This window comes from Microcoleus sp. C2D2, assembly GCF_036702495.1.
Taxonomy (GTDB): Bacteria; Cyanobacteriota; Cyanobacteriia; order Cyanobacteriales; family Microcoleaceae; genus Microcoleus.
This window is the reverse complement of the sequence record NZ_JAUBTO010000199.1, coordinates 1-11,359: the sequence shown is the minus strand read 5'-3', so window position 1 is coordinate 11,359 and position 11,359 is coordinate 1. Positions and strand designations below refer to the sequence as shown.

General features: G+C 43.0%; 13 protein-coding genes. 3 read left to right on the top strand and 10 right to left on the bottom strand.

Features of this window, described 5'->3' with window-relative positions; genetic code table 11:
- Positions 1–53 precede the first annotated feature (53 nt).
- The 4 genes from QUB61_RS34735 to QUB61_RS34720 form a co-directional block, all read right to left on the bottom strand.
- A complete protein-coding gene (locus tag QUB61_RS34735) occupies positions 54–1,001 on the bottom strand; it encodes an IS110 family transposase (RefSeq protein WP_333136798.1) in 948 nt (315 codons plus the stop codon).
- A gap of 277 nt (positions 1,002–1,278) precedes the next feature.
- Complete coding sequence (locus tag QUB61_RS34730) at positions 1,279–1,761, bottom strand: hypothetical protein (protein ID WP_333136800.1); 483 nt, start codon at positions 1,759–1,761, stop codon at positions 1,279–1,281.
- A 2-nt stretch (positions 1,762–1,763) separates the two neighbouring features.
- Positions 1,764–2,216 carry a hypothetical protein gene (locus QUB61_RS34725; RefSeq protein ID WP_333190337.1) on the bottom strand — a complete coding sequence of 151 codons (453 nt, stop codon included), beginning with the start codon at positions 2,214–2,216 and terminating at the stop codon, positions 1,764–1,766.
- Positions 2,217–2,313: 97 nt separating this feature from the next.
- Positions 2,314–3,531, bottom strand: coding sequence for a hypothetical protein (locus QUB61_RS34720; protein ID WP_333135437.1), 1,218 nt, complete (start codon positions 3,529–3,531; stop codon positions 2,314–2,316).
- A gap of 230 nt (positions 3,532–3,761) precedes the next feature.
- On the opposite strand from QUB61_RS34720, the gene QUB61_RS34715 reads away from it, so the two are divergent.
- The 3 genes from QUB61_RS34715 (at position 3,762) to QUB61_RS34705 (ending at position 5,248) form a co-directional block, all read left to right on the top strand.
- A complete protein-coding gene (locus tag QUB61_RS34715) occupies positions 3,762–4,004 on the top strand; it encodes a helix-turn-helix transcriptional regulator (RefSeq protein WP_333135435.1) in 243 nt (80 codons plus the stop codon).
- A 223-nt stretch (positions 4,005–4,227) separates the two neighbouring features.
- Positions 4,228–4,935, top strand: coding sequence for a hypothetical protein (locus QUB61_RS34710; protein WP_333135433.1), 708 nt, complete (start codon positions 4,228–4,230; stop codon positions 4,933–4,935).
- A gap of 13 nt (positions 4,936–4,948) precedes the next feature.
- Positions 4,949–5,248 (top strand): hypothetical protein, encoded by a 300-nt coding sequence (locus QUB61_RS34705; protein WP_333135431.1) that lies wholly within the window; start codon positions 4,949–4,951, stop codon positions 5,246–5,248.
- Between the two features lie 787 nt (positions 5,249–6,035).
- Here QUB61_RS34705 and QUB61_RS34700 read toward each other — a convergent pair.
- The 6 genes from QUB61_RS34700 to QUB61_RS34675 all read right to left on the bottom strand — a co-directional run bounded on the left by QUB61_RS34700 (position 6,036) and on the right by QUB61_RS34675 (position 11,272).
- Entirely contained in the window at positions 6,036–6,266 is a 231-nt protein-coding gene (locus tag QUB61_RS34700; RefSeq protein ID WP_333135429.1) for a hypothetical protein, read from the bottom strand.
- An 83-nt stretch (positions 6,267–6,349) separates the two neighbouring features.
- The gene (locus QUB61_RS34695) at positions 6,350–7,426 is read right to left on the bottom strand and encodes a hypothetical protein (protein WP_333135427.1); all 1,077 of its coding nucleotides are present in this window, start codon (positions 7,424–7,426) and stop codon (positions 6,350–6,352) included.
- A 1-nt stretch (position 7,427) separates the two neighbouring features.
- A complete protein-coding gene (locus QUB61_RS34690; protein WP_333135425.1) occupies positions 7,428–8,333 on the bottom strand; it encodes a hypothetical protein in 906 nt (301 codons plus the stop codon).
- Positions 8,334–8,337: 4 nt separating this feature from the next.
- Positions 8,338–8,799, bottom strand: a complete 462-nt coding sequence (locus QUB61_RS34685) for a hypothetical protein (protein WP_333135423.1) — start codon at positions 8,797–8,799, stop codon at positions 8,338–8,340.
- 78 nt (positions 8,800–8,877) lie between these two features.
- A complete protein-coding gene (locus QUB61_RS34680; RefSeq protein WP_333135421.1) occupies positions 8,878–10,137 on the bottom strand; it encodes a replication initiation factor domain-containing protein in 1,260 nt (419 codons plus the stop codon).
- A 388-nt stretch (positions 10,138–10,525) separates the two neighbouring features.
- On the bottom strand, positions 10,526–11,272 hold the full coding sequence (locus QUB61_RS34675; RefSeq protein ID WP_333135419.1) for a hypothetical protein: 747 nt from the start codon (positions 11,270–11,272) through the stop codon (positions 10,526–10,528).
- Positions 11,273–11,359: the final 87 nt, after the last annotated feature.

Here is an 11,359-nt window from a genome sequence, read left to right as displayed (position 1 = left end):
CCCTTCAAATGGACTTATTTGGGCAAAGCATTGAAGCAATAATCAATGGTAGGTTAACTCCCGCCTACTTCTACTAGTGCTTTACAAAAACGGCGTTGTGATAAGTGCCGCTTAGTAGGTTTGTCAGACAGGCGACCGTTACGAATCTTCACATCAGGTTTACCGTCGGCGGCAAGGTAATTTTCAAACGGATAAATCTGAGAAAGCAGCAAAGCCTCGACTCGGCGGCCAAAACCAAAACGGGCAAAAACTTTGCGATACGGCAAGAACTGCGGCTCGCTTACAAGTTTAGAAAGCTCAAATTCGACTGCCATTTCTTCACGCTGGATGTCACAAATTCGCGCAGCGTGGAGCCGCACCCCTTCATCTATTCCCAACCCAATCGACTGCTGGAGCATCAAATCATATTTAACTGACGGTCGCTGCCCGCATAACCAGCCCCAAAATAACGGCACTTTTTCACCAGATCGCACCGATCGCACGAGGGCCGCTTCTGGGAATTGCCACGCTAAATCCTGGCGAGCGCGGTTGATAATTGGCGACTGCACGCGGTTGAGGTGAGACAGTCGCAGAACCAAGCGGCGAATTTGGACAATAGTTTGCGATCGCACTTGGACAAAACGGCGAGGCGCTTCCAAGTAATCCCAGCCATAAATCGCCAGCGCCAAAGCATCGGCATCGTCATCTTTGTCAGGCAGTCCTAGATGGTGCTCGCGGAATGACCGCAGCTCTTTATGGCCGACGAGGCGAACTTCTACACCAGCTCTGGCAAGGTGAGTTCCCCAAAGCAATTGGTAATTAACCCCTGTGGGTTCCATCACAGCAATTGTGTTAGCTAAATCATCACCAATTAAGGTTAACAGTCCACGAATTCCAAAAGCCGTAGCTTCAAACTTGTGAAAGTCACAATCGTAATAAAATTGTCGAGGTTCAGTTGGTTTCTCTGTTAACAGGCAAGCAGAAAGTGAGGCCTTGCTAATGTCAAGTCCAAGAATTTGCATAAAGTTTTTAGGGTGATATTTTCCAAATCCCCGCAGCAAAGCTTATGAATCACCCAAAGGCCACTAAGAGCCTAATTCACTCTTAAAGCGAAAAATTGCACAGGGAATAGCAATTAATTAAGCAGTGACCGAGCTTATGAAGTCAAAAAAGCCTCAAGAGCTTGTTTCATTTATAAAGCCCTAAGTCACAACTCAATTAATTGACGGATGATTTGGACTCGATCCGCTACTCAAAAAAGAGTTTCGGCCGCTAAGTCGCACAGCCATAATCAGGCGGTTATTCAGAGGAAAAAGGAATCGCACCAGCAAAAGAATGCCAAACTTCAAAGGAATTTTGAGCTTGAGTCAAAATGCCACCTGAACGACGATTATCCCAATCAAAATCACGGGGAGTATTGAAATTATGAGGTTTAACTGCTAAAAAATCTCCAAGTAAATCCTCCAAAAACCAATCGTCTAAGCACAAAATATCCCAAATTTGACCGAGAGTTTTAAACTTGCGAAACCGCTGCCCCAGACTAAGAAGCCAACCACCAGCAGGACTCTTACACAAATCAAAACAGGCAGCTTGAGCCAGAGCCAACACTCTTTTAAAACTAGGACGCGCAACAGGATTAATATCCTTGGCTCTATTAATAATTTCAGACTGAGCGCGGATGCGCGATTGCATCTGGTCATTCTGTTGCCGAAGTCGCTCAATCTCAACTTGAGCAGAAATTAATTGAGCCTGAAGTTGAGCAAGTTGCTCTTCAACATTCATAGTTAAAATTCGTGAGGATTGTCATCATCATCATCATCCAAACAGTTAAAAGGGATAGGGTCATTTTCAACCTCTGTTGTAACAACTTCAGAAGCGGATTTTAATCCTATAGGTTGATTAGCAATAAACAAGGAATAAGAGCCAGGGTCAATTCCCAAACGCTCTAAAAAGTTTTGAAGACGTTGCAGTTGACCGTTGGCAATTTCTATTTTGTTGTCAAGAGACTCAAGAGCTTTTTCTCTCCGAGAAATATGCTTCTCCAAATCATGAAGTTTGAGGAGCATCTGATTTTCAGCACCTGACTGCTGCAACAACTCGTCAATCTGTGTCCTCAAAAAAGCATAACCTTCAGAAAAAGTCTCTACATCAGCAGCAACCTGAATGTCAACTTTGCGGTCAAAATGTCCCCATTCATCGCGCTTGTAAACCGGTGCGGTAATTTTGATGTTAATCATTGCAGTAATTGGTAGTTGGTAAAAAAGCGATCGCCCTTCCTTCACTCAAAAGAGTGCTCGCGAACGGCAAATGATGGAGATATGGAAAACAAACCATTTAGAATCCAGCATCACCGGACGGAGGCGATCGGGCTGGCTGGGTACTACTGCCAGCGGCAATGCAATGAGTATGAGTTTGGGATGAGTTTGAAATGAGTTTGGGATGAGTTTGGGCTGGGTTTAAGCTGCGTTTGGTATGCGCTTGACCGAGAGCCATCGGGGGAAAACTGGGAGGGTTTGGCTTGGGCAATCTTGCATAAATCCCTGTGTCGGGCGGTTCGTCACTTCTGTTGAACCGATCGCACTCCTCGTCAAAAGTGGGAATAAAAAAGTTGCAAGTGATGGAACTTTCGATCGCCACCGATGGTGCAACTTCCACCACTTCAGCCGATTCGTACCAAGTATCGGGACACGGAACCCACTCACAGAAGGAGTCAAGGGAAACGGCAAGTTCTTCTGGATGTTCTCGGTCCCAGCGAGCGAGATCCTCACGAAACTCCTCGATAGATTCAAAATCATCAGGGTCTGGCGGCTCAGGTTCCATCTGAAGCTTGAAATCAAGCAGGCTCAGTTGCCCGTCGGCATCAGATTGGAAGTGGATAATCTGGGCCTGTGGCAGGGAATAGCGAGCGAGGAACCTATCAGACAGAGTAACCCCAGTCAAGATCGGATTTTTGGCAGCGGAGCCGATCGCACTTTCACTCACTGTTACCTCAGTTTTGACACCGGGGGAATCCTTAATGATGTGTGCTGAACACTTGAACAACTCCAAAAGTTGATGAGCTGTTGAAGCTTTCGAGCGACTGCCGGGGAGATTTTTGGCGGCTAAATTGACGCTGGGCAAATTCTCGATCAACTCCAGGGCGCGTTCGACACCGGGGGAATTTTTCGCCACCGGTGCGCTCGGGTCCTGGATTGGATCGACTTCGACACCGGGGGAATTTTTGACCACTTGTACGATCGGCTCAGAGACTGGATCGACTTCAACACCGGGGGAATATTTGGCCGCTTCTACGATCGGCTCAGAAACTGGATCGACTTCGACACCAAAGAAATTTTCAATCAGCTCCTGGACGCGATCAGCATCAAGGAAATTTTCGACTGGCTCTTCGGGTGCAATCGATTGAAACAGGGGAAATGGCTGCCCAACAAGAGCCGCAATCCAGGTTTCTCGGCGGGTTTTGTTGCCCGCGGGCGTGATGCCCAGACCGAGAGCTATTTTTTTGAGTTCTGACAGCAGGTATGTGCCTAGAAGTTCGCGGGTGTAGATATGCATGAAATTTAAGGTAAGGGTGAGAGGAAACTCCCACCCACTGAGTATGCAATGCACTCATGGGAAACTAAATACAGAAATTCAGCAGCTAAGTGTTTATCCAGTCGCTGAAAAAAATCTGTGCATCCACCTATATCCCATAATGGCATTTCATTTCTGCTATGTCAATACAACATTTCAGTTTTAGATATCACAGTGAAATTTCATTATGGGATACAACCATGATAGAATAAATGACACCAAGAAAGAAAAGACAAGAAGGTGATTCAACATTGGAAACCCTTAGGCTGACCAAAACAGAACTTTCACAGGATGAGCTTGCTTTTAAGTGCGGAATTCCACGATCAACTTACCAACGATGGATATCAGGTCAAACAGAAGCAAAACTAACGCTAGTGCAGCTAAAAGCCCTATGTAAAGAACTGAAAATCGAAAAGATTGAAGACCTGCCAGACAACTTAGGTCCGCCAAAATAATCAGCACTTGCAAAAACCAATTACCAAAAACCAACACCCCGCACCATCGGGTTCTCTGAATGTATTAGCCACCGGGTGGGGCAACGGTAGCTTTCCTTAAACCAAAGTTACACATAGAAACAACTCAAAACTCCTGTAACTCAGGCTAATACTCGATTTGACTCCTGCGTCTAAGAAGCTGCAATCAGTAGCATGACAAACTAAATCAACCCATAGAAAAACCATGAACAGCAGCCAGCTTTCGCTGTTTAACACAAGCGCGGCAACCGGGCACGTGTACAGAGCCGGCGACTGGGTGAAAGTACGAAAAAAACCTGCAATCGCAGCATGGGTTAAGCGCGGCGAAGTTTTCCAAATCAATCAAGTACACCCGATAGACGGCAGCCTGAAATTCTGGAATCCCCACATTAAACAGTGGGATTTTTTGTATCCAGAAGAAGTTAAGTTAACAGTAGAGCCTGTTGTAGGGGAAGCCTCAGAGTTAACAGTAGAGCCTGTTGTAGGGGAAGCCTCAGACTTAACAGTCGAGCCTGTTGTAGGGGAAGCCTCAGAATTAACAGTCGAGTCTGTTGTAGGGGAAATCCCAAAGTTAACAGTCGAGTCTGTTGTAGGGGAAGTCTCAGAGTCAATTGTAGAGTCTGTTGTAGGGGAAGTTAAAACCCCTAAAAACTACTGGAACTGCGACAAAGGAGATAGCGGCAACGGCTGGCTCGAAAGCCACTACAAAATCCGCCGCGGTGGCAAGCAACATTCAATCAACTGGCCTGAAATCAAATGCACAGGCCCTTATTACAGTTACCGCTGGATGGAAGGAAAACGCCAGCGCGCCAAATACTGCCCAGAAAGCAAGTGTCCGGCAGTGCGAAAAGCTCTAGCAATTGGACAGCCAGTTAGTGAAATCCTCAAAATAATATCAAGCTACAAAATCTAAAATCTCAAAACGAATGGACAAGTCCAGTACACAACTAAACAACTTCAGCGAAACCCTAGAATTACTAGAAGCTCACACCCAACACTTGGCCCAACACTTAGACCCAGTGGCAAAATACAAAGCGCTGGAGTATGCCGCCAACCACATCATGCTGCTGCCAACTTCCAAAATTAAAGAGCTGACCGGGGCAAAACCTAGCAAAAGTCATTTTCAAAGAGGGACATTTATTTTTAGCAAAACAGAAAATAAAATCGGACGGGAAACAGCGTGGCGCATTCAAATGACCCCAAACGCATTTAGACCAACAACTTAGCACCCACGCTGCAACCAGTAACCACCACCGCGACCGCAACAGGCAACCGCTTCGCTAAATTTTGGGGTCGGACGTTCTAACAGTATCAAAAAGATACTCGTGTCTTCGCGAGGAACGCCCGCCACTCAAAATTTTTGACATTTGCTAGACCATGGACTTGAACGGACAGGCTAAAAGAATAGAAAAAAACGTATAAATTGATTTTAAAAGGCTAATTAACCATTTTATTTAGATTATCAACTAATACTTACTATTCGAGTTTTTTCCTAACAGTTATTGAAATTACCGGGTATTACCATTTCCATAAACGGCTCAGATCGAGAGCCCTCCCGTTTCCACAAACGGATAGTCGAAAGCTAAACCATTTCCATAAATGGCTGGGATTAAGACTCCTCCCGTTCCCATAAATGGATGATCTCAAAAGCTCCACCGTTTCCATAAACGGATAACAACTCAAGACTCACGCCGCAACCGATGACCGCTGCGCTAATTTTTCGGCGTCAACTTGTCCGGCGCAGCCCCCTGAACTTACAGCAAACTCCTCGCGCGTCCAAGCTGCCACTCGAAAAATTTCACCGGCTGCTTGACCTAGCTTTTTAGGTTAAATTTTTGAAATTTGATAGTATATCATGTTTTGTGTTTTTGTGGGATGTTTACCGGGTATCACCGGGTATCACCCGGTTATTTTTTGCCCTTGCGGGCCTGCGGCGCACCCACAACGCGGCCGGGGGGGCGTGCCAAGCTTAGCTGCTCCCCCGGCCCACGACTAGCGATCGCAAAATCAATATTAATTTTCTGAGCTTTCATTTTGAGGAAATCGATCGGAGGCCAAAGAATATTTTGATTGATAGCACAAATAAGCATTAATTGCGTCACGTAGTTGAGAAAGTTGGCTCAGTGTAAGGGAAACGTCAAAAAATATACGTTTAGCATCGTCTTCGCTAGGTTCATCTTTACAAACCGAAAAACAAAGCGTCCCTGTATAACCCATCGCCACAAAATGATCGGCAATCATCATATTACCAATCAATACAACAGTTTCAGGCTTTTGATAATAGATACAATACATGATGTTTAGAAGTGTTTAGAATGTCTAATGTCTTACGGCATCTTACGTCGTCTTACAGTGTGTACAGTATCTACACTTAAAGCGCGAGCAATTGCCCAATACATTAGTTGGGGGTTCCCTTCCCAATCATAAAGCTCAAAAGTTGACGTGTAACCAGGATCTATAGCAGCAGCAAACCAAGTCGTGGGGAAATTACCCCACTGAACAAAATGACTAGCGCCAGCCTGAAAAGCGTCACGGTGCAGAATGTAAGCTTGATGTGCAACGATCGCACGACGGAAGCGATCGGGGATAAATTGTTCAAACCGATCAATCAAACGCATACGGGGAGGAGCAGCGCCCGCGTAAGCTATTCTCGGTTTCCATAAACGGTCATAGATTGAGAATTCAGTTATTCCCCAGCGGATACGATGACGGCGGCCAAAATCACCCAGAGCAGGAATAAGCCAAGCGTGATAATCGCGCCAGTAGACATCGATCCACTGCAAATGCACCTGCAAACCAATTTCAAACGTCAGGCCGGGATGTCTAGCGGTCAAATCCAAAAACCAAGCAGTAAAATCTTTGAAGCTTGCGCGGTTGGCGAATAACATATAGGGTTCATTCACGAGCACGCGGGAGCCTCTGGGAAGCTTAGACAAAAAGCCATCCAGATTAAGAGCAACAGGGGAATCGTAACGGGAACCCAAAAAATCGCGGTTACTCAAAAACCAATCGTCAAGGGTGAAGCAGCGGAAATTAGGAATCCGGCGATCGCTAAATCCGATCCTATGAGCGCAACAGTTCCGAGTCTTACACCATTTTTCAAGTCTGGGCGATGGTTGCTTCCAATCCGCCCGTAGCTGAAATTCAGGGATAAATAAATCGAATTGACTCTCAATTTTTCCCCAGGCCGGACGCAAAGAATGATTTTTAGGGTCAGCATCCGAGAAGATTTTCATGCCCGAGACAGCAGTACCAAATTCTATACGAGGATTAGAAAGAGGTTGAGAAGGGCGAAAATAATATTCGATTACTAAGGTATAACAAGCAATCAAAAACAAAGTAAACAAATTAAATGCAACACCAATTTTAAACGAATTGAAAATCAACCTAAAATAATAATTCATACTATTTGACAATTTTACTCCAACCAGGACGCCAGCCCCTACACTCTGGATGTGTTGACTCACTTCGCCAATAACCTTTATCCCATCCCTGAACAGTTTCTAAATTTTTCCATTCAGAATCCTGTAGACCACGGTATCGATCGCCGTCTACCAAGTAATAAGAAATAGCTTGAGATTCGACAAATAACTTAGGTAAAAAAGGATTGTATTCAACTTTTGGAGCAATTGTTGGGGCATCTTGAGAATAGGCTACGATAAAGCAGCCTTTAGGGTCTGAAGCATTACCACCAGGACTTGCCCAAAGCACTTGTGTCCATGTCTTCTTGCCGGGAGGACAATTAGGAGATGAACAAGCGGGATAACTTTGATATGCAGGAGGAGGCGGAGGGGTCGGAGGATTACCAGCAGCAGCATCAACAGCCTCATAAAACTCTCTTTGTACTCTCTGCATACAACCCCAGCATAAAAAGCCACAAGTTGAATGAGAATTATAAGTGCAACGTTCTGCACATTCATATTTACATATCTCAAGGGAATTGAACCTAGGAGCTATGCTGTAAAGTAACTGCATATAGCGCTTACTATAAGCAGTAGCAGCTACTAAATAAGGAGCATAAATAATTTGATAGTTTGCAGCTAATGCACGGTTAGCTGCATCAATAGCCCGCATCTGTGCGCGGTATGCTTCACACTCAGCAGTATTTGCCCCAGCACCCCAGAAACCTGTTACAGAAATCAACAGAGCAAGGATAGGGAGCCAAGAACTAGCAATACTACCCAAAGCAAAACCTACAAGATATGCAGCAGAACGGGCAGAAAGTAAACCCACTGATGTTGCAACAATTGGCGCAGTCTCAACAACTAGCAAACGCAAACCGCCAGCAATTTTAGCAAAACGAAGAAGCATAAAACTATCTCTTAACTAATTTCCAAGCCTTAACCAAGCCAGCAATCGCCATAATAGGAATACCAGTGTTGTACATTACAACCGCAGCATAGCGGAGAATGGGAGAATTAACCGAATCAATAGCAGCAATAATTTGAGGGGGAATTCTTATCGAATCAGGGCTAGAAGGCATTAAATCGAGAACTGTACTTGATAAAGCAGAGCCAGGGTTTTTGTTAAGAAGACAATTATAATCCTTCAATTCTTGAGCAGTTAAAGCACGTCTAGAAGTGTTGGATAAATAGAACAGATCGGGATTAGTTTGATTTTGAACACCATTAAAAGTTATAAGGTGAAGAGGTTTATTTTCAGCTCTAACATCTCTGGTATAAAAAGCTTGGCAAAGAGAGCTTAAATTAGTACCACTAGGTACATTTCCCATACCATAGGCAGCGACAATCATCTCTCTAGTATCAGTCTGAATCATAGTTAAGACACACCATGTATAAGTCGGTGGTGGTGGTGGGGGTGCTGTAGCAATAAGAAAAGATAGAAACATAATTAATTAATCACTAAAAATAAATCTAAGACCCAAACCCATGATGATAAAAGGTCTAAGAGCATTAACAATCATACCGGGTAGGCATATTTTATCAAAGTTCAAACCGCTGTTAATTTGAAAACATCCATCACCAACATTATCTAAATAAGCTTGCTCAGTTGGTGTCGGATTAACAATATCTACGGGGAACTTTTGCTTTAATTCAAAACCCAGAGGAACAGGAGCAGGACAAGTTATCCCATCAGCGATCGCCGGACTCTGAGCAGCAATGAGAATAAAACTTGCCAAACCAACGCTAAAGGTAAAACCGAGAGCTTTAGCGTTAGACAAAATAGCTTTATGGCGAACACCCATTTTACGCTTACCTACTTGTAGATTATTCTGAATAAACTTATCAAATTGTTCAGCACCCATAAACTCATAAATCATTGCTAAAGTCGGAGCGTGTTTTTCAAAAAATTTAATTGATTTCTCAATATCTAAATGCAAACTCGGATTAGGAACATTTATTGAGCCATATTTGTATTTAGTAAAAAATAAAACACTAGGATGATTTGTAATAAAACTAACTTGACCACAAACAACACCATTAAGAAATTTAGGGTATTCTTTAACAGAAATTTGAGCTAGTTCTTTCATAACCCAAAGCGCCCGTTCACGCTTAAATTCTGCCTCTAATCGGTCAAATTCTCTACCATCAGGGAAAACTTTACAATAAATCCTTAAACAACGGCTAGATTCTCGACTGCCAATATAAACAGTATTACCATCATCAGAACCAACATTACTGATACGTCTAACTTTTTTATAACCAAATAACAAACCATCTTCGACTAAACACTCCCAAGGATGAGCAAACAAGCGACGAGGCTGTACAGGGAAATCTAATGCAATATCAATTCTGTGAGCAGTAAAAGTTGTGTCTAACTGCGATAAATACAACAAATTAGACACTCTATCAAAATCTAAAGCGTCAAGAGTTGAGCCATTTAAATCAACTAAAAATGTAAAAGGCTCGTCAATTCCTGTAGGTGGATATTTAATACATAATATACTGCCTTGAAATTCCCATGACTCATGCCAAACCTTATTAGCAGCCATTACGTTAGTCTCACGGACATCCTGCAAAGAAGATGCTTGTTTCTTCTCGAAAGGTAAACCAATAATCTCTCTAACTTTCCTAAAAAATAAAGGATCGTAGGTGATAACTTGAAACCTAAGCCAATCGATTTTTACATTCCGCGTCAGAGTCTCGACATCCATATTATTTAAAGATGTGCGTAGGCAAATAAAATGCTAGGAAATAAGAGCCAAAAAATATTAAAGGATGTCTGGGCAAAAAACTACTCATAATGAGACTAACAATGCAAAGAATAAAACTCATCACGAGTCGAAACATCATTTTATACGACTTCTTCATTTCATCATCAAATTTAGACCAAGTTAAACATTCTTTAGTTATTGCCATGTCTAATTTAACTAGCCCTTTATAACTATCAGAAGGCATCCACTGCCAAAGATTAATTAAAGATGATTGAAAAGGGTGTATACCATCAATAGGCACCTTCCCGACAATTTTCCAAGCAGTAAAAGGGTTATTGCTAGACGCCTCATATATTGCCTTTCTTTTCTTGCGGTCAGACTGATAAAACTAGTCAAGCTTTTGGTCTAATTCCTCAAAAGAATAACCCTCGGCAGCTATCTGATCGATCGATAATTCCTTATTAGAATCAGGATAGATAACAAATGGCTGATAGCCAAAAGATTGGTCAGCAATAACTTTTTCATCTTGTTTTTCTAACAAACCAAAACTATCATAAACACGGAAAGTCTGGGCATCATCAGCGCTTATAATTCCCTTCCAATGTTTCTCCGCCAACACCATAGACTTAATAGGATTTTTACGCAGCCTAGGATTACCATGCCAGACCTCAAATTCAGCAGGCTTAAATAGATGAACATCTTTAAATAAAAGTCGATCGTTGCGAAGAGTGTCAGACCAAACCGCAACACCTTCCGCATATAACACTTCAGAACATATCTTATGAATAGAAGAGTGTACCTGTGTCGGATACTGTGCAGCGTATATGATATGTTGCAACCTCTTTCTATTATTTGCAACTGCATTGTGTGCTTCTGCGGGTAAAGTCCAACTTTGACAAGAAGGAGCATATAAGCCCATCTCGTCCAGCAAAATAACAGCATCTTGAATTTGCAGAAATTGAGCAAAATTCTTGTTGCTTGAAACATAATAAAAAATGCCTTTTGGCATATTTTTAAGCAACCATTTAAAATTATTTATTTTGCAATAATATGCTAATTGTACGGGGTCAAGCTGAAAGTTAGTAACGAGTCTCAAACGATACTTTTCAGCGAGCTTTAAACCGCGTTGGAGCATTAATAAACTCGTAACTGCTCAATAACCGCTGCTTGGGGTATCTGAGCTAAGTAGTCCCAGAACGCTAGCCAATAAACTTATTTCTCT